General features: G+C 41.4%; 15 protein-coding genes. All 15 read left to right on the top strand.

Annotation, left to right across the window (positions count from 1 at the left end):
• The first annotated feature begins 1 nt into the window (after position 1).
• The 15 genes from wecB (QM738_RS04440) (at position 2) to QM738_RS04370 (ending at position 19309) form a co-directional block, all read left to right on the top strand.
• Positions 2–1093 carry a non-hydrolyzing UDP-N-acetylglucosamine 2-epimerase gene (gene wecB, locus QM738_RS04440; RefSeq protein ID WP_462275466.1) on the top strand — a complete coding sequence of 364 codons (1092 nt, stop codon included), beginning with the start codon at positions 2–4 and terminating at the stop codon, positions 1091–1093.
• A 54-nt stretch (positions 1094–1147) separates the two neighbouring features.
• The gene (locus QM738_RS04435; RefSeq protein ID WP_462275465.1) at positions 1148–2539 is read left to right on the top strand and encodes an undecaprenyl-phosphate glucose phosphotransferase; all 1392 of its coding nucleotides are present in this window, start codon (positions 1148–1150) and stop codon (positions 2537–2539) included.
• 77 nt (positions 2540–2616) lie between these two features.
• A complete protein-coding gene (locus tag QM738_RS04430) occupies positions 2617–3588 on the top strand; it encodes an NAD-dependent epimerase/dehydratase family protein (RefSeq protein WP_462275464.1) in 972 nt (323 codons plus the stop codon).
• A gap of 27 nt (positions 3589–3615) precedes the next feature.
• Positions 3616–4920 carry an NAD(P)/FAD-dependent oxidoreductase gene (locus QM738_RS04425; RefSeq protein WP_462275463.1) on the top strand — a complete coding sequence of 435 codons (1305 nt, stop codon included), beginning with the start codon at positions 3616–3618 and terminating at the stop codon, positions 4918–4920.
• 1 nt (position 4921) lies between these two features.
• Positions 4922–5893, top strand: coding sequence for a polysaccharide deacetylase family protein (locus tag QM738_RS04420; RefSeq protein WP_462275462.1), 972 nt, complete (start codon positions 4922–4924; stop codon positions 5891–5893).
• A gap of 2 nt (positions 5894–5895) precedes the next feature.
• Complete coding sequence (gene wecB, locus QM738_RS04415; protein ID WP_462275461.1) at positions 5896–6951, top strand: non-hydrolyzing UDP-N-acetylglucosamine 2-epimerase; 1056 nt, start codon at positions 5896–5898, stop codon at positions 6949–6951.
• Positions 6952–7003: 52 nt separating this feature from the next.
• Positions 7004–8443, top strand: a complete 1440-nt coding sequence (locus QM738_RS04410) for a UbiA family prenyltransferase (protein ID WP_462275460.1) — start codon at positions 7004–7006, stop codon at positions 8441–8443.
• An 88-nt stretch (positions 8444–8531) separates the two neighbouring features.
• Complete coding sequence (locus tag QM738_RS04405) at positions 8532–10043, top strand: ArnT family glycosyltransferase (RefSeq protein WP_462275459.1); 1512 nt, start codon at positions 8532–8534, stop codon at positions 10041–10043.
• Positions 10044–10248: 205 nt separating this feature from the next.
• On the top strand, positions 10249–11313 hold the full coding sequence (locus tag QM738_RS04400; RefSeq protein WP_462275458.1) for a glycosyltransferase family 2 protein: 1065 nt from the start codon (positions 10249–10251) through the stop codon (positions 11311–11313).
• A gap of 52 nt (positions 11314–11365) precedes the next feature.
• Entirely contained in the window at positions 11366–13093 is a 1728-nt protein-coding gene (locus tag QM738_RS04395) for an HAD-IIIC family phosphatase (protein ID WP_462275457.1), read from the top strand.
• Position 13094: 1 nt separating this feature from the next.
• On the top strand, positions 13095–13337 hold the full coding sequence (locus QM738_RS04390) for an acyl carrier protein (protein WP_462275456.1): 243 nt from the start codon (positions 13095–13097) through the stop codon (positions 13335–13337).
• A gap of 217 nt (positions 13338–13554) precedes the next feature.
• A complete protein-coding gene (locus QM738_RS04385; protein ID WP_462275455.1) occupies positions 13555–14901 on the top strand; it encodes an MBOAT family O-acyltransferase in 1347 nt (448 codons plus the stop codon).
• 118 nt (positions 14902–15019) lie between these two features.
• Positions 15020–15970 carry a hypothetical protein gene (locus tag QM738_RS04380; protein ID WP_462275454.1) on the top strand — a complete coding sequence of 317 codons (951 nt, stop codon included), beginning with the start codon at positions 15020–15022 and terminating at the stop codon, positions 15968–15970.
• A gap of 97 nt (positions 15971–16067) precedes the next feature.
• Positions 16068–17591: a hypothetical protein gene (locus QM738_RS04375; RefSeq protein WP_462275453.1), complete on the top strand. Its 1524-nt coding sequence runs from the start codon at positions 16068–16070 to the stop codon at positions 17589–17591.
• A 143-nt stretch (positions 17592–17734) separates the two neighbouring features.
• Positions 17735–19309, top strand: a complete 1575-nt coding sequence (locus QM738_RS04370; RefSeq protein ID WP_462275452.1) for a hypothetical protein — start codon at positions 17735–17737, stop codon at positions 19307–19309.
• Positions 19310–19376: the final 67 nt, after the last annotated feature.

Below are 19376 nucleotides of genomic sequence, written 5' to 3'. Positions count from 1 at the left end.
AATGAATATTACTCTGGTAGCAGGCGCACGTCCTAATTTTATGAAGATCGCCCCGATGATAAAAGCCATCCAGGCGGCTCAAAAGGCAGGCAAAAATATACAGTACAGGCTGGTACATACCGGTCAGCACTACGATAAAAAAATGAGCGCCGACTTTTTTGAACAGCTCGGTATTCCTGAACCACATACCAACCTGGAATGTGGCGGTGGTACACAGGCCGAACAGACTGCTGCCATTATGGTAAAGTTTGAACAGGAACTGATGGCCAACAAGCCCGACCTGGTATTGGTGGTGGGAGATGTTACCTCTACCATGGCCTGCACCATTACTGCAAAAAAACTGTGCATTGATGCTGCACACGTAGAAGCGGGTATCCGTTCGGGTGATATGACCATGCCAGAAGAGATCAACCGTATTGTTACCGATTCGCTGTGTGATTATTTTTTTACCACCAGCGAACAGGCCAATAAGCAATTACAAAAAGCCGGTGTTGCAGATAAAGCAATATTCTTTGTAGGCAACACCATGATCGATACTTTATTCCAGAATATTGAAAGGATCAAACAACCTGATTTCTGGAGTGGCTATAAACTGGAAGCGGGCAAATACTTTTTGGTAACACTGCACCGCCCTTCTAATGTGGATGATCCTAAAAAACTGGAAGCTATATTAGCCGCCATTGAAGAAGCATCACTGGATTATCCCATCGTTTTCCCGGTACATCCCCGTACAAGGAATATCATTGATAAATTCAACATCAGTGAAAAAAAGATATTGATGATCGATCCGCAGCCTTACCTGGAATTTATGTATCTGGTAAAAAATGCGAAAGGCATTATCACCGATTCGGGTGGCATTACAGAAGAAGCGACCGTATTACACATACCTTGTTTAACACTGCGCAATTCAACCGAAAGGCCTGAAACCGTAACCATTGGTACCAATGAACTGATCGGCGACGAGATCCATAAATTAAAACCATCGCTTAAAAAGATCATTGATGGAGAATGGAAAAAAGGTGCAGTGCCTCCTTTCTGGGATGGACATACTTCAGAAAGGATCGTAGATGCGCTGGTGAAACTGTACCCTTAAAAACAAAGGAAAATAATTTTTGAAACAACTTACACGCAATAGGAGTTTATTGATATGAACCGCCAGTTTGAACGATACCTGCAAATGACCCTGGTTATACTGGACCTGTTTGTAATTACCATTGGCTATTTTTTATGCAAGGTGGTACTTACAGAAAGTATACCGGTTGATTACTGGAGTGTTTACTTCCAGTACTGGACCATTTCGGTGGCAGCATGGTTATTGCTTTCTTTCTTTTTAAGAACCTATGCCGGTAAAGTGATACTGGTGTTTGAGTTCTTTACCAAAAGAACCACGCAGGTATACCTGCTCTGGATCATCTGCATGCTTTTTTACCTTTACTTCAGCAGGGAGTTAAGGATATCGAGAAAGTTCATCATTTTCAGTATGGTGGCATTTGGTGTGGGATTGCTGGGCAACCGCTTCCTGTACCTTGGTATAAAAAAATATTTCAAGAACAGTCATTACCTTATTAAAAAGGTGATCATACTCGGCTATAATGATACGGCAAAAAAACTTGCAAAATATTTTGAAGAGGATGGTATCAATACACAGCTGTTAGGATTTATTGAAGATGATAAGAATGTGCACGAGCTTTCGCATTATCCTATCATTACAGATGTAAGCCGTGCGCTGGAAGTAGCGAAGGAGTTTGATGTGGCGGAGATATTTTCCACCATTACACCGGAACAGAACAAAGATATTTACGACCTGATGTACCAGTCGGAAAAAGAATGTATCCGTTTTAAGATCGTTCCCAATCTTTCTGTCTTCATTACAAGAGATGTTCATATCGAATATTTTGGAGAGCTGCCGATATTGTCTTTGCGCAGCGAACCATTGGATGATGTGGGTAACCGTATAAAGAAAAGAGCGCTGGATATTACGGTGAGTCTTTTAGTGATCGTGTTTGTATTATCATGGCTGGTGCCGATATTGGGCTTACTGATATTGCTCGAATCAAGAGGACCGATATTCTTTAAGCAATTACGTACCGGGAAAAATAAAAAATCTTTTTACTGTTATAAATTCCGCAGTATGCGGAAGAATAAAGATTCCGATCTTAAACAGGCTACTAAAAATGATGCCCGTGTTACCAAGATCGGAAAATTTATACGCAGGACGAGTTTGGATGAATTTCCGCAATTCATCAATGTATTCAAAGGCGAGATGAGTCTGGTGGGCCCAAGACCGCACATGCTGAAACACACTTCCGATTATTCAAAATTTGTGGATGAATACATGATACGCCAGTTTTTAAAACCGGGTATCACGGGATGGGCGCAGGTAAACGGATACAGGGGAGAGATCACCAATCCTGACCAGATCAAAATGCGGGTGAATAAAGATCTGTGGTACCTGGAGAACTGGACATTGTGGCTGGATCTGCAAATACTTTTTTTAACTGTTTATCAGGTATTTAAAGGAGATAAGAATGCTTTTTAATACAATTTTAATTCTCAAATAAAAAACAATCAGAATACAGATTATATATTTAGGCAATTAATTTAACCGAACTAACAATGAAAATTTTAATTACAGGTGTGGCTGGATTTATTGGCTCAAACCTCGCAAAAAAACTGCTGGAAAAGGGTCACACCGTGATGGGGATCGACAACCTTAACTATGGATTTTTACGGAACATTGATTTTATAAAAGAGCGTAAGAATTTTGAATTTATCAGTGGTGATATTGCAAACCCGCTGATGCTGAAAGATGTAAAAGCGGATATCATTGTTCACCTGGCTTCTCAAAAAATTCCCCGGTACACCAACGCATTAAGAACACTGGAAGAGAATTACCTGATGCTGCGCAATGTGGTGCACAAATGTGTAATGGATAAATCGAAGATACTTTTTGCATCCACATCTGATGTGTATGGAAAAAATCCGAACATACCATTTGCAGAAACTTCTGACCTGGTGATGGGGCCTACAACAGTAAAACGCTGGGCCTATGCACTGTCAAAAATGTATGGCGAACAATATATCATTGCCAACCATGACGAGTATGGACTAAAGTATACGATTACACGCTTTTTTGGATCATACGGTATTAACCAGAACCTTACCTGGTGGGGTGGTCCGCAATCTGTGTTCATTGAAAAAGCTTTTAAGAAAGAAACGATCGATATACATGGCGACGGTTCTCAAACAAGAACATTCACTTATGTAGATGATACGGTGAATGCACTGGTGGCCTGTATTGAAAATGATAAGTCGGATAACGAGATATTCAACACCGGCCCTAAATCAGATGCAGAGATCTCCATCAAAGAACTCGCCATACTGATATGGAAACTGGTGAATGGTAAAGACTCCGAACCTCAATTGAATTATATCCCTTACTCTACTTTTGGTAATTACGAAGATGTAATGAGAAGGGTGCCTGATATCACCAAACTTTGCACCACGCTTGATTTTAAACCCGAGTGGGATCTGGAAGATGGCCTGAAGAAAACCATCGAATGGCAAAAGCAGTTCATTAGTTTTTAATTATCCCAACTACCCAAATTAACAGCAATGCAAGCAGAAAAATGCGGAATAGTTGGCGGCGGCATTATGGGTATGACCCTTGCTTTGCGCCTGGCGCAGCAGGGAAAAAAAGTAACCCTTTTTGAAGCAGCACCCGAACTCGGCGGTTTAACGGCATCGTGGAAGATGAATGATGTGGAGTGGGATAAATTTTATCATGTAATTCTTTTATCAGATTTCGGTACAAGAGGTATACTGAAAGAAATAGGACTGGAAGATAAAATTGAATGGGTGGAAACCAAAACGGGTTTCTACATGAATGGCAAGCTGTACTCTATGTCGGATACGATTGAGTTCTTAAAATTCCCCACACTTAATCTTATTGATAAATTCCGCTTAGGACTTACCATATTGGTTGCGTCAAAGATCAAGAACTGGAAGAAGCTGGAAAAAGTACCGGTTACCGACTGGTTGAAAAAATGGTCGGGCAATAATACTTTCAATAAAATATGGCTGCCATTACTGAGGGCAAAACTGGGAGACAGTTATACAAAAACATCCGCAGTATTCATCTGGGCTACCATACAACGTTTATATGGTGCAAGAAAAAGCGGATTAAAGAAAGAGATGTTTGGCTATGTGCCCGGTGGTTATAAAAGGATCGTTGAAGCATTCAAACAAAAGTTGCTGGAAGTGGGTGTGGAAATAAAGACCAGCTATGTAGCTACGGAAATTAAAGATGCAGGTGGCAAACCACAGATATATTTCACCGATGGATTGATGGAGCAGTTTGATAAAGTGATCTCTACTTTGCCATCGAGCCTTTCTGCAAAATTGTGCAGCGGCCTTACCGAAACGGAAGTACAGAAATTGAATAACATCAATTACCTGGGCGTTATTTGTGTAGCGGTACTGCTGGATAAGCCGATCAGTAATTTTTACGTTACCAATATCACCGACTCATGGGTGCCTTTTACCGGGGTGATAGAAATGAGTGCACTGGTAGATAAAAAACATTTTGGTAATAATCATTTGGTTTATTTGCCGAAATATGTAAGCCCTTCCGATCCATTATTTAATTTTTCGGATGAAGAGATAAAGAAATTTTACCTGGATAATTTTAAAAAAATGTACCCGGACCTTACCGATGATAATATAAAGTTTGCCGGTGTAGCAAGGGCAAGACACGTGATCACTGTATTGACAAAGAATTATTCGGATAACCTGCCGGGCGTTAAAACCTCCATACCCAATGTATCGATCATCAACACATCGTACATACTGGACGGCACACTGAATGTGAACGAAACGATAAGAGTGGCAGAAACCAAACTAAAAGAGATATCAGCATAAAATGGCAAAGAAAAAGATACCTGCAAGTATTTCACTCGACCTGGATGACCAATGGTCGTATATGAAAGTGCATGGCGACGAAGGTTGGGAAACTTTTCCCTCTTACCTGGATATTGTGGTGCCGATATTTTTAGATGTATTTGACAGGCTGGATATAAAGATCACTTTTTTTGTAGTGGGGCAGGATGCAGCAATTGAAAAGAACCACAAAGTATTGCGCAGCATTATTGAAAGAGGGCACGAGATCGGTAACCACTCCTTTCACCACGAAAGCTGGTTAAAGACCTATTCGCCGGAAAAAATCAATGAAGAAATAAAAATAGCAGAAGAAGCCATACTAAATGCTACGGGTACACGAACTAATATGTTCCGCGGACCGGGCTTTAGCTGGAGCGTGGACCTGTTGGAAGTGCTACAAAAACGTAATTATATTTTTGATGCTTCTACATTGCCCACTTATATTTCCCCTCTGTTACGGAAATATTATTTTGCCAAGTCAAGCTTGTCAAAAGAAGAGAAAGAGAACAGGAAAGAATTGTTTGGCTCTTTTAAGGAAGGTTTTTATCCTTTAAAACCTTACCGTTGGAAATTGCCCAGCAAGAACAAATTGCTGGAGATACCGGTAACCACGATGCCGGTGTTTAAATTACCATTTCACCAGAGTTATCTTTTATATATCAGCGGCGTATCAAAATTCTTAATGAAATTTTACCTGCGCTTTGCCATTATGATGTGCAAGATCACCAAAACACCGCCCAGCTATTTATTGCATCCGCTGGACCTGATCGGTGGTGATGATGTGCCGCAACTGGCATTCTTCCCCGGCATGAGCATTAAGAGTGAAAAGAAAATGGAAGTATTTGAAACAGCTATGAAGATGCTGAAAAAACATTTTGATGTAATGCCGATGGGGGAATTTGCCAAACATTTCAATGGCGACCTGAAGGAGTTAGAACCTAAGCAAACCACTTAACAATGAAGATTTTTTCTATAGTAGGTGCAAGGCCGCAATTCATTAAACTGGCTCCTTTATCTGCAGCGCTTGCGGCAGGCAAACACCAGGAATTTATTGTACATACCGGCCAGCATTATGATTATGCCATGTCTGAAAAAATATTCATCGACCTGGGCATACGCAAACCGGATATTCACCTGGAAGTGGGCGCCGGTAATCAAACAGTGCAGATAACAGAAATGATGTTGAAGCTGGAGGCCGCCATGCTGGAAAAAAAACCTGACCTGGTGATCGTATTTGGTGATACCAATTCCACGCTTGCCGGAGCATTGATAGCAGCCAAACAAAATATTCCCATTGTACATATTGAAGCCGGTTTAAGAAGTTTTAACAGGACGATGCCGGAAGAGATCAACCGCATTACCACGGATCACCTGGCGCAATATCTTTTTGCACCCACACAAACGGCTGTCAATAATCTTACTAAAGAAGGCTGTGCGGACATCACTTATTTTACCGGTGATATCATGGTGGATACGATGAAGGATAATCTTGCAATAGCGCTCGAAAAATCCACCATCATCAGTGACCTGGGATTACAGGATACCAATTTTAATTTATTGACATTACACCGTCACTACAATGTAGATGATGCCGGTATAATGGAACATATACTTACGCAGCTGGGCAGTTTGGGGGAGGAGATCATTTTTCCGGTTCATCCAAGAACTAAAAAAATGCTGCCGGCTTCTTTTACAGTTCCATCACATATCAGGATGATAGAACCGCAGGGCTATCTTGATTTTATCGCGTTGGAACATGCCTGTAAAAGGATCATCTCCGATTCGGGAGGCATACAAAAAGAGGCGTACATATTGCGCAAGCCCTGCATCACTTTACGCTCCGAAACAGAATGGGTGGAAACAGTGGCCGAGCAATGGAACCTGCTGATAAACCCTGCAGATAAAGAAATTGCTTCAAAGATCGCTGCATTTAAAGTACCCGAAGTACAGCACAACGTTTTTGGAGAACATGTTACCCAAAAGATGGTGGATATTATTAACAACATCAAATAAAAGGATGCTGCATTATTGCAGTGTCTGTCCTTAAAACACGATCAGTAAAAAAATGAACGACCAGGCCACGGATATGGAAATTCCTTTGGTTGCCGATCTCGACGGCTCGCTGATCAATACTGACCTGTTGTTTGAAGCATTGGTGTTGCTGCTCAAAAAAAATCCCTTGTATTTTTTTGTCTGCCCTTTCTGGTTGTTAAAAGGCAAATCATTTTTTAAACAACGTGTTTTTGAAAAGGCAATTTTACAATACGATTGCCTGCCTTTTAATGAACATGTAACAGGTTTTTTAAAAGAAGAATTCAATAAAGGAAGAAAGATAGTGTTGGCAACCGCATCGCCCTTAAGCGCTGCGGAAGAAATTGCAAAAGTGCAGCCTGTATTCAGCGAAGTATATGGTACGGGTGATACTGTGAATTTAAAAGGCGCCAATAAATTAAGCCTGTTGCTGGAAAAATATGGTGCCCGTGGTTTTGATTACATTGGTAATTCTTCTGCTGACCTGGTGATATTTGCACAATGCAGGAATGCTTACCTGGTAAACGGCAGTGCATCAGTTGAAAGTAAAGCAAAACAAAACGGTAACCTCAAAAATGTATGGGCGGGTAAGCGCACTTCTGTAAAAGATTTTATCAAAGCGATAAGGGCTTATCAATGGATCAAGAACCTGTTGCTTTTTGTACCGCTGGTCACTTCGCATTCACTAGGATCATTGAACCTGGTGTTGCTGAGTTTTTTTGGATTCTGTACTTTCAGCCTGGTGGCTTCCGCAGGTTATTTATTGAACGACCTGCTGGATATTAATGGCGACCGTAAACATCCCCGTAAAAAATTCAGGCCGGTGGCTTCGGGTAAAATAAGTATACCCACTGCCTTTATAATTGCAGTATTGTTTTTAGCAGGCGGGTTGATCTTTGCAGCCACGCTGGGGCTTTGGTTCTTTTGTATCGTACTGTTTTATTTCTGCACTTCATTCAGCTATTCGCTGTTCCTTAAAAAAATTGTGCTGTACGATGTGTTCATACTGGCGCTGCTGTATTCGGTAAGGGTTTTTGCAGGCGCCATTGTAATTGATGTGGTATTATCATTCTGGCTCATTGCCTTTTCAACTTTTATTTTCTTAAGCCTTGCTTTTGTAAAAAGATATTCGGAACTGATGCAGGTGGAAGACAGCGGTAACTTAAAGAACCGCGGTAGAGGATACATTGTACAGGACCTGACGGTATTATTGATGATGGGTGTGGTAAGTGGCTTTTTGGCCGTGGTGGTATTTTCGCTGTATATCAACAGTCCCGAGGTTACAGAATTATATTCAAAACCCAGGATATTGTGGGCCATCAGTTTTTTATTCTTGTTCTGGATAAGCCGCATGTGGCTGTTTACCACCAGGGGCAAAATGACAGATGACCCAATTGTATTTGCATTAAAAGATGTTACCAGTTATTTTGTGTTTGCTATTACCGGCGTACTCATTGTACTGGCATCTTTATAAAAAATAGTTTAGTTCATATACCCTTAAAAAACCAGCTATTCAACAGTTCGCCTGCCAGGTGCTAACTATTTAAACTTTATCAAAAAAAATGAAACACATCAAATTAATTTGGGTGATTATCTTTTTACTTGGCGTGGGTGTAAGGAGTACAAAACTTATTCATGCAGTTGACACAGAATCCTGGAGGGAAGGGGATATGTCGACCATTGCTAAAAATTTTTATGAGAAAAAAACGGATATCCTTCATCCGCAGATAGCATGGGATGGTTCAGGCCCCGGTTATACCGAAGGGGAATTCCAAATCTACACTTATCTTATTGCCACTTCGTATAAGATATTTGGTTTTTGGGAGCCTACAGGCAGGGTGATCTCCTTTATTTTTTCCATACTCACCATGCTGGTGTTTGTAAAATTGTGCAGGTACCTGATGGATGAGAAAGAAGCATTGGCCGCATTTTTCTTTTTTGCGGTCAGTCCCATACTGATGGTGATGGCCAATGCCATTCAGCCGGAATCCACCATGTTCTTCTTTTATGTGTGCGCCGGTTATACTTTCCTGCGCTGGCTGGATAGTGCTTCGCAAAAATATTTCTGGCTGGCGGTGGTTTCAACGGCACTGGCATTGCTTTGTAAAGTAACATCGGCCAATATCGGTCTCATGTTCCTGATCATGATGATCTATAAAAAAGGCTGGAAATTCCTCTTTAAGCCACAACTCATCCTGTTTGGTGTACTTACCGTATTACCGGCAGCGCTGTGGTATTACTATTGCCATAAATTCTATTTACAATACGGCAACTCATTGGGTCTTTCCAATGAATATGCATGGATAGGAATGGATTTCTTCACCAGCCCGCGGTTTATTTTGGGCATTATTCATAACGAAGACCACCATGTATGGACAAAAGCCGGGCCTTTTATCGCGATACTCGGCCTGCTGTTCACTGATCTGCGTAAAAAAGAAAGTACGGTGTTATCCATTGCCTGGCTGACGGCCGCCTTAGCGTTTTATTTAATGGCGGTAAGAACCACTTCGGACGATTGGGCTTATTATTACCACATTTTCTCCATACCGGCTGCGGCAATTTTGATGGGTTCGGCAGTGGTGGCATTGTACAACAGGTATATGCCGGTATTAAAAGCGGGCGCCAATAAAGCATTGGCTGTAAAAGGCTGGCTGATAATGGGAGCTTTTGCCCTGTTGAGCTGCTATTTTCTACTGGCCACAGGCAAATATGCGCTGAAAATAAAACCGCTGAGTTTTCAAACGTCGGAGTATTACAGTTGTAAGGACAGCCTGGCGCAGCTGGTGCCGCAGGGCTCGATGATATTGACCAATGGCGGGCTTTGCTCCGATTACCAGGGGCGCCCCAAAGCATACAATAATCCCTACTTTTTTTACTGGCTGAACCGGAAGGGGTATAATATTTGTGTGGGCGACCTGTCGTTCAATAATATCAAAGCATATAAAGCAAAAGGGGTAGAATTCTTTTTGGCAGAACGCAAAGTGATCAAGGATATCCCGGGTTTTGAAGACGAGCTGAGGCATAACCTTACGCCTGTTTTTGAGTGCAACGGATGCATCCTGTTTAAATTGTGACCAGATACTAAATGAGATACTAAACCGCCTTAATTTTCGTTTATATTTGTTAATATCAAAAACTATCTTAATACCCTTATATTTTTGTGGAAATTTGTGCTAATGCTGACAGTTTTGCCTTCAACCTTTAAAAACCGCCTTCCGCGGACCATTCTGAGTTGTACGCATCACTCCGGTATTATATAAATTCAAAAAAACTGACTGTATGATGAACATGAACCAAAAGCCTTTCCTGAGTGTTGTTGCACCTTGCTATAATGAAGAGGCTATCCTTGAGATAAATATTGAGACAGTTAAAAAATATTTAGAGAGCGATAAAAATAAATACGATTGGGAGATCGTGATCATTAACGATGGCAGTAAAGATAAAACTGCAGAAATTGCCGATGCCCTGGTGGATAAATATCCCAACAGGGTAAGGGCCATTCACCACCCCACCAACCTTAACCTGGGTAATGCCATTAAAACCGGTTTTAAAAATTCCAGGGGCGAGGTGATCGTTGTAATAGATATTGACCTGAGCTACGCAGAAAATTATATTGTTGAAATGACCGACAAGCTCATTGAAACAAGCGCTGATGTAGTGATGGCTTCTCCTTATATGAAAGGCGGTAAAGTAACTGCGGTGCCTTTTTTCAGGCGTATCATGAGCAGCTGGGTAAACCGCTTTATGCGCATGGCTGCACAGGATAAATACCACACTTTTACCGGCATGGTAAGGGCTTACCGCAAAGAGTTTGTTCAAACACTCAATCTTAAAACAAAGGATTACGAGATCAATCCGGAGATCATTTACAAAGGCATGATCTTAAGGGCAAAGATGGTGGAGATACCTGCGCACCTGGACTGGACGGAGCAAAACAAATTTGCCGGTAAAAGAACTTCGAGCCTGCGGGTATTGAGGAGTTTTTTTTCAGGATTGATGTCGGGCTTCATTTTCAGGCCTTATATCTTCTTTATAGGCATAGGCGCCATATTGATGTTACTATCACTATACGAACTGCTGTGGTTGTTCTATGATGTATTGTCAGACCTCGCACAATCCAGCTCTGTATTATTGCCCGGCGAAGAAAGATCTTTTTCGCACAGTCTTGCTGCCGAGTTCAAACAAAACCCGCAATCATTTTTGGTGGGCGGTATCACCTTTATAATTTCCATACAATTCCTCAGCCTGGGCTTCCTGTCGCTTCAAAGTAAGCGGTATTTTGAAGAATTGTTCCACCTGGGTACTTCCATTAAAAAACAAACTGTTAACCAAAATATTTCCTGATAAAATTCCATTGTTTCTGCTATCACAGAAGCTGTTTTAACCAAAAGCCGATATGAACTATAATGTTTTAATAAAGAATCTTAAAAAAGATTTTTCTTCTCTTAAAAAAATAAAAATAGCTGTACTGGGTGATTCAGCCACGCAGATGCTGGTAAAAGCATTAAGAGCTTATGGTTATGAAAGAGGGTATGACTTTACTATTTTTGAAGCAGATTACGACCAGATAGAAAGACAGGTATTTGATCCGGGATCTGAGCTATTTGAGTTCAAGCCGGATTATGTGATCATTTACTATTCTTCCAAAAAGCTCATCAAAAAATTCTATAACCTGCCTACCGAACAAAAAGGCGGCTTTGCAGATAAAAAGATCAATGATATTGCCAGCATTTATGAAGCGGTTAACTCCAGCCTTAAATGCAAGACCATCCTCTTTAATTTTACGGAGATCAATGACAGCGTGTTTGGCAACTTTGCCAACAAAACCACGCATTCATTCACTTACCAGGTACGTAAGATAAATTTTGAACTGATGGGCCTGGCACAGCGCTACAAGAATTTATTCATTAACGATATCAGCGCATTGTCTGCCAAATACGGGTCGGATTTTTCAAACGATCCAAAGATGTTCATCAATGCGGATATACATACCAGCCTTGATTTTTTACCCATACTTGCAAAGAATATTACAGAGATCATCCTGTCTATTGCAGGCAGCTTTAAAAAATGTGTGATCCTGGATCTTGATAATACCCTTTGGGGTGGTATCATTGGCGATGATGGATATGAAAACATACAGGTAGGCGACCTGGGTATCGGTAAAGCATTTACCGAACTGCAGCGCTGGATAAAACAATTAAAACAAAGAGGGATCATACTGGCGGTGTGCAGTAAAAATTTTGAGCATGTGGCACAGGAAGCATTTGAAAAAAATCCTGACATGATCCTGAAGCTGGATGATATTGCTGTGTTTGTTGCCAACTGGGATAACAAGGCAGATAATATCAGGCATATACAAAGCATCCTGAATATCGGTTTCGATTCGATGGTGTTCTTTGATGATAATCCTTTTGAAAGGAATATTGTAAGAGAAAATATCCCGGATATAACTGTACCGGAGTTACCCGAAGACCCTGCCGAATATTTACCTTACCTGCAATCGCTGAATTTATTTGAAACAGCATCGTATACCGAAGAAGATGAACAGCGCACGCAGCAATATAAGGAAGAGGCCAAAAGAACTGAAGTGCAAAAACAATTTGCCAATGAGGATGAGTTTTTGCAGAGTTTGAATATGGTATCGGCCGTAAAACCTTTTGATAAATTCAATACACCCAGGGTGGCGCAGTTAACACAGCGCTCCAACCAGTTCAACCTGCGCACTGTGCGGTATACAGAAAACGAAGTACAGGAAGTGGGTAACTCAGCCGGTCATTTTCCATTGAGTTTTACACTGGAAGATAAGTTTGGTGATAATGGGTTGATCAGCGTGGTGATATTAAAAAAAGACACAGCCGAAAAATTATTTGTAGACACCTGGATCATGAGTTGCCGCGTATTGAAAAGAGGCATGGAAAACTTTGTGCTGAACAATGTAATGGAAGTGGCCGCAAAAAATGGATTTAAAGAAGTGGTGGGCGAATATATTGCCACTGCAAAGAATGGTATGGTAAAAGAACATTACCAACGACTGGGCTTTACTACCGACCCTGCCAATGAGAACCGCTTTAGTTTAAAAGTAGCTGATTATAAAAATTTAAAAACCTTTATAAATACCAAGTAAAATGGAAATGAACGAAATATTGAAGCAGGTAAATGAAATATTCATTGATGTGCTGGATGAAGAGGGCATTGTATTAACAGAAAGCACAACTGCGGCAGATGTGGAAGATTGGGATTCGCTCAGCCATATACAATTGGTGGTGGCTATCGAAAAACATTTTAAAACAAAATTCACTGTGGCGGAGATACAATCCTGGGAAAATGTAGGGCAGATGTGCAGTGCGATACAAAAGCGTCTTGGATAAGTAGCGCAGGTTGCGGGTTCCGGTAGGTGGGGACACCGACCAGGGAACAGGTGCCGTTCGGTGGAGACACCGACCGGGGAACACCGGATCATTAGCCATGGTCGGTGTCTTCACCGAACATGGTAACGACAGATATCCACCATGATCGGCGTCACTATTAACCATGCAGACCAAACAAAACAAACTATAACTAACCAGTCCATAAACCCCCTGATACATGCTCTTTAACTCATTCGGGTTTGTTATTTTTTTTGCTGTGGTGGCAATCGTACATTTTATACTGCCGGCTAAAGCCCGGTGGGTATGGTTGCTGCTGTCCAGTACATTCTTTTACATGTATGCCAGCCCGGTTTATATATGGGTTCCGGCGCTTATCATACTGGTAAGTTACCTGGGCGGTATACAAATAGAAAAAGCTTCCTCACCCAAAAAAGCCCAACGCAATTTTGTATTATGCCTTATTGCCAACATAGGGGTACTGGTATTTTTTAAATACACCAATTTTTTAACCACGCAGGTTTTAGAACTCGCCAATTTTATCAATACTAAACTATTGCATTCCGGCACAGTAAAAACAGATTCGCTGCTGGTGGATATTGCAGCGCCGCTGGGTATTTCCTACATCACTTTCCAGGCAATCGGTTATTTGATAGAAATAAAAAGAGGCAACCATAAAGCCGAAAGAAATATTGGCCACTTTGCCAGCTTTATTTTATTCTTTCCTAAAATAATTTCCGGCCCAATAGAAAGAGCGCACAACTTTCTGCCGCAATTAAAAAAAGCCCCGGGCTTTGACCTGGACAGGATCAGCGAAGCGCTGAAGATAATTTTGTGGGGCTTTTTTAAAAAAGTGGTGATAGCCGACAGGCTGAGTATTTATACCAACGCTGTTTTTAATAACTACCAGTTTCATAACGGTAACACTTTATTTGTTGCCAGTATTTTTTATACCATACAGTTATACGCCGATTTTTCCGGTTATACTGATATGGCTGTTGGTGTATCCAAATTGCTGGGCTTCGATATCATCCAAAACTTCAACCGGCCCTTCTTTGCAAAATCCGTTTCGGAATTCTGGAGAAGATGGCATATCTCATTATCCACCTGGTTTGCCGAGTATTTTTATACGCCGCTTGCTATGTCAAAAAGAGACTGGGGCAACTGGAGCGTTCCTTATGCGTCGCTGGTAACATTTGTGGTGCTGGGTTTCTGGCATGGCGCTAACTGGACCTTTATTGTGTTTGGAGCTTTGCAGGGCGTTGTATTATCGCTGGAGTTTTTTACCAAGAAGTCAAGGAAGAAAATGCGCAAAAAGATCCCGGCATTCATCAACGACTGGGGCGGCATCTTCCTCACTTTCATGTTCATCAATTTTGCCGAAATATTCTTCCGTGCCGATAGTGTTACACAGGCATTGGTCATTATAAAAAAGAATCGCTTCTTTCAGCGGCTCTTTATTTTACGAAGGACCTTCTATGCTGATATTCTCCTTCTTTGGTATCCTGTTCCTTTTTATGGCAGAATTCAAAATGGAATATTACAACGACAAATTCTCACTTTATAATAATAAGAACTGGATCATACGGGTGCTTACTTATGCGTTCCTCATAATGCTGATATTATTGATCGGTGTTTTTGATGGTGGACAGTTCATTTATTTTCAATTTTAATAACAGCGGCCAATGATAAAAGAAGAGATCAATACAACGGGTAAAAAAGGGAGAACCAATTTTTTTGTAAAGCTGCTGCTGTTACTGGTGGTGGTGTTTGCACTCGACTATGGTATTGGCGCAGCATTGAAGCAATATTATTTTAAACAACAGAGCGGGCAATTATACCGCACCACCTATTCGATGGAACAAACACAGGCCGATGTACTGGTGTTTGGTTCCTCAAGGGCCAACCATCATTACGACCCGGATGTTTTTGAAAAAGGACTTAATCTTTCTTATTATAATGTGGGCAGGGATGGCAACTATATTTTTTATCATTGCGCCGTGCTTAAATCGGTCTTAAAAAGATACCATCCCAAAATTGTGGTGCTGGATTTTATGAACAGCGAATTCACTACCAATAAGGAGGCATACGACCGTATCTCTTCCCTGCTGCCTTATTATAAAACACATCCCGAGATACAATCCATCGTGAATTTAAAAAGCAGGTTCGAAAAGATCAAACTGCTTTCTTCCATTTACCCATATAATTCGCTGCTATTTACCATTGCAGCCGGCAACTCAGAGTTCAACAAACAAAGGGTAAGTGATATAAAAGGTTATGTGCCATTGAAGAATGTAAGCACCGAACCGGCCAGGGTAAGGGATTATGAGACCAATTACGAGATCGACAGCGTAAAAGTGAATACCTACGAAGATTTTATAAAAGCATGCGCAGCAGCCAATGTAAAGCTGTACGTGGTGTGCTCGCCGGGCCTGCAGATAACCACTACCGAAGACCATTCTGTAGCCATTGGTAAAGATATTGCCAGGGCGCACCAGGTTAGTTTTATTGATTTTACATGGGATAGTTCCTTTTATAATAATCACCAGTTGTTCTCAGATTTTGTTCACCTGAATGATAAAGGCGCCAGGATATTTTCGCAGAAACTGGTGGATTCGATCAAATTAAGACCTTGAAAAAGAAAAGGATAAACGGTATAAAACGTTTAAACATTGTTTATATTTTTAATAAAAGATTGCAGTAATTTGCAAATCCATTAAACCGGAGGTAATCATGGCGGGAGTTGTTAGCAGCAACAATACGAAGACGATAAAAGATGTTTCTTTCATTGCATTTATTTTGGTGTACACGGCTGCATTGATCTTTTTATGCCTTCGGTTAAATGTTTCCAACGACGAGATCTTTTCATTAGATACCACTTCCAATAATCTTGCAGGCGTAATCAGGCAATCCTACAACTTTGAGGGACAGCCACCAGCGTATTTTATTTTATTATCACTGTGGCGCAAGATCAGCTTCGATGTTTTTTTTGCAAGATTATTCTCAGTGATGTTTGTGGCGCTGTCGGCTTTTGTGTTCAGCAAATTTGTAAAACTCATGTCCGGCGAGCCTTGCTCCAGGTGGCTCATCATCATTTTTCTTTTAAATCCTTATACCGTTTGGACGGCATTGGAAGTACGCCTTTATTCCTTTGTATTATTCATTTCGCTCACTTCGGTTTATTACCTGCTGCGGTATTACATCAGCAAAAAAAATAAGTATCTCTACATTTTTGTTTTCACCTGCCTGGTAGGGCTGTATACGCAATATTTGTATGTATACCTCGTGGCTTCACTGGCGGTGCCGGTATTGTTATTCAAAGGCTGGAAAGAATTTTTTAAATACTGCCTTTTTACATTGCCGGTAGGGCTTTTGTTGCTGCACAACTTATGGATCACTACCGATCCTATGTCGCTGGCCTATATCAACTCTGTATCCAACACACTTACAGAAAGGATGATGTTGGTATTCCACTCGCCGCAAAACCTGGTGCTGGGCATGCACATGCTGGTGGTGGCAAGGATATTGCGCTGGGTCTTTTTATTATTGTTCCTGGCATTGGCAGGCTACACTTACATCAAATGGTTCCGTGAAAAAAAACTTACCAATACCATTTATTTTAAAAGCCTGAACGGGGTATTGATATCGGGCGCTATCATGATCGCTATCAACAGCGTTTTCTTTGCTGTTACCAAGCTGGATTATCATGATCGTTATCTTACCATTGCATTCCCCTTGTTCATGTCGCCTTTTATTTTATTCCAGGTTTATCCATTAGTAAAAAGAAGCATCATTTTTGGAACAATGTCGGTATTGTATGCCGCAATGCTGCTGGTACAATACAGGTACCAGGTAAAAGAATACGATACCAGGTCGCTCACCAAATACATTGGCGTAATTGAACGCAAAAGCGAGCCGATACTTTTTTATCATAAAGTATTGTCGCTGCAATTCAAATATAATTATACCGGCCAAAATCCATTGGTACCATTGCCTGATGGTTTAAGATTCGACAGCAGTTATCTTTCCAAGATACAGGATACGATAGGATTGCGAAATGCGATAGAACAGGCCAACCCTGTATCACCTTCCTATTTACTCATTACCGACAGATCGGAACCCATTTTTGAAAATGACCCGGATATCAAGATACTCAACAGTTATCTTCCTACCCGTTACAACGTTACACTTGATACTATCTTTGCCGGTAATAACGAATACTTCCCTTTACGGATAAGAAGGCTCGAAAAAAAATAATAGCAATACAGTTAAAATATATCCATGCACGTTAGCAATAACGTGCATTTTTTATTGCTGCAATTTTCATTTCATCCCCCGCTTTTTTCAATTCATTCACTGGCGCTTTGCAGCAGCATTTGCCGGCAATTACCTTAGCCGCCATGAAAAAGATCATCCTTTCCTGCCTGCTTGCGGGTATATGTATCGCATTGCAGGCGCAACAAACCTGCGATAAATGTTTGCAAAGAAGCATCACTGTTTTTGATGCAACCGTAAAGATCCCAGCTCCAGCCGGGGGTTATTCCTGGGAATATGAGCAACTTTCCTGGCCCATGAAATTTGCCAGCGGTTACCTGTATAATAATGATCCCTCGCACAATTGCTGGTTCTTTATTGATAAAAATTTTATGAACGGGGCGCTTACCACCGGCGAAGTACCGGCGCCACCGGATAACAGCACGCCCAGTGGCAAACTGGTAAGCGAAGAACTGGATTACCTGGTTACTTCCACCGTTACAGGCAACGGCGAAAAAAATACCATGGTAATGGAAATACAGGGCGCTTGCGACCGCAAGACCATTGCCCGCAGTGAAGTAACTTTTAGCTGGCACGATGATCCTGCGGCATTGCAAAAAGCCGGCGAACAGGCAGCGGCGCAGCTGATGCCTGTAAGCGAGAAGATCATGAACTATGCAAAAGAAATGCGGGAAACAGATATGCGCTATATGCTGAGCGGCAGTGGCGGACAATTGAAAATAAAACCTAAAAAAACAAAACTGGGCATTGGCGAAGAAACAGAAGTGGAGGTACAGGCCATTGATTGCGATGGTTATTTACTAAAGAACCGGCGCATATCATTTAAAAGAGAAATGCTGAATGGTTTTGCAATTAACGGTGCAGAAGGCGGCGTGATAACTCCCTCCGTGGTAACCACCGATGCACAGGGAAAAGCAAAAGTAAAATTCAGGTTAACCCGTACCGATGGCAACGCTGTGATACACGGGCACTTTATTGGTTTTAACCCTTCCGGATGTAATGATGTGTTATTCGGCACCGCATACATTGGTATCGTACCTGTAAAGATCGAGCTGTCTTATATGTTCCACGATCATGAAGAAGTGGTGGCCAATCCCAAACTGCTGAAGCAGGTGCAAACCAATTTAAATCTTCGCGGTTATGGTTACAAACGCCATTCAATGGAATTGCTTTATTATCCCAAACTGCCATTGAAGAATGATTTTACATTGACCATTCCTGCAGAAGAGGATGAACCGAGCGGTAAAGCAGTTTACCTGAAAGATGAAGGGGTTTATCTTACAAGGGAAATTGCCACCGGTAACCTGGCATCGCTTGCCATGGATGGATCACTCGATATGGCCGGGGATCGCCGCCGCATACATTCGGGTAATGCAGATTCGGCCAACCATACAAAGATCAAACTCGACTGGAATTTTACCGATATGGCCGAACTGCAATTAGAATTCAATTATGTACCCAAGGGCGACGATTTTTTGAATGACCCGGCAAAAGACAGTTATTTTTTCCGCCATACACCGGGCTCAAAATTTGAAATGAACAAGGTAACTGATAAGGATAGCCCGTATAAGTGGGAATACCTCATCACATTTGACCGGCAAGACAAGATAACAGATAATAATACGATGAATACGATCATGAGTTATGGCGGCAAACAAAGCGAACTGGTAAAGTTGCGGATACTATCTCCCTACGAATAACAGCTAAGCAATTTCATGATGCCAACAGCAAAACTTTAATAAGGTTTTGCTGTTTTTGTATAGAGAA

Origin of the sequence: Ferruginibacter sp., from assembly GCF_049840995.1 — a bacterium.
Lineage (GTDB): Bacteria > Bacteroidota > Bacteroidia > Chitinophagales > Chitinophagaceae > Ferruginibacter.
The sequence above is the reverse complement of the archived record's forward strand: the minus strand, read 5'-3'. Positions and strand labels throughout refer to the sequence as shown.

What these genes read in the sequence shown, in the direction of transcription:
- wecB (WP_462275466.1), top strand. Translation starts at nt 2, where the DNA reads ATGAATATTACTCTGGTAGCAGGCGCACGTCCTAATTTTATGAAGATC.
- QM738_RS04435 (WP_462275465.1), top strand. Translation starts at nt 1,148, where the DNA reads ATGAACCGCCAGTTTGAACGATACCTGCAAATGACCCTGGTTATACTG.
- QM738_RS04430 (WP_462275464.1), top strand. Translation starts at nt 2,617, where the DNA reads ATGAAAATTTTAATTACAGGTGTGGCTGGATTTATTGGCTCAAACCTC.
- QM738_RS04425 (WP_462275463.1), top strand. Translation starts at nt 3,616, where the DNA reads ATGCAAGCAGAAAAATGCGGAATAGTTGGCGGCGGCATTATGGGTATG.
- QM738_RS04420 (WP_462275462.1), top strand. Translation starts at nt 4,922, where the DNA reads ATGGCAAAGAAAAAGATACCTGCAAGTATTTCACTCGACCTGGATGAC.
- wecB (WP_462275461.1), top strand. Translation starts at nt 5,896, where the DNA reads ATGAAGATTTTTTCTATAGTAGGTGCAAGGCCGCAATTCATTAAACTG.
- QM738_RS04410 (WP_462275460.1), top strand. Translation starts at nt 7,004, where the DNA reads ATGAACGACCAGGCCACGGATATGGAAATTCCTTTGGTTGCCGATCTC.
- QM738_RS04405 (WP_462275459.1), top strand. Translation starts at nt 8,532, where the DNA reads ATGAAACACATCAAATTAATTTGGGTGATTATCTTTTTACTTGGCGTG.
- QM738_RS04400 (WP_462275458.1), top strand. Translation starts at nt 10,249, where the DNA reads ATGATGAACATGAACCAAAAGCCTTTCCTGAGTGTTGTTGCACCTTGC.
- QM738_RS04395 (WP_462275457.1), top strand. Translation starts at nt 11,366, where the DNA reads ATGAACTATAATGTTTTAATAAAGAATCTTAAAAAAGATTTTTCTTCT.
- QM738_RS04390 (WP_462275456.1), top strand. Translation starts at nt 13,095, where the DNA reads ATGGAAATGAACGAAATATTGAAGCAGGTAAATGAAATATTCATTGAT.
- QM738_RS04385 (WP_462275455.1), top strand. Translation starts at nt 13,555, where the DNA reads ATGCTCTTTAACTCATTCGGGTTTGTTATTTTTTTTGCTGTGGTGGCA.
- QM738_RS04380 (WP_462275454.1), top strand. Translation starts at nt 15,020, where the DNA reads ATGATAAAAGAAGAGATCAATACAACGGGTAAAAAAGGGAGAACCAAT.
- QM738_RS04375 (WP_462275453.1), top strand. Translation starts at nt 16,068, where the DNA reads ATGGCGGGAGTTGTTAGCAGCAACAATACGAAGACGATAAAAGATGTT.
- QM738_RS04370 (WP_462275452.1), top strand. Translation starts at nt 17,735, where the DNA reads ATGAAAAAGATCATCCTTTCCTGCCTGCTTGCGGGTATATGTATCGCA.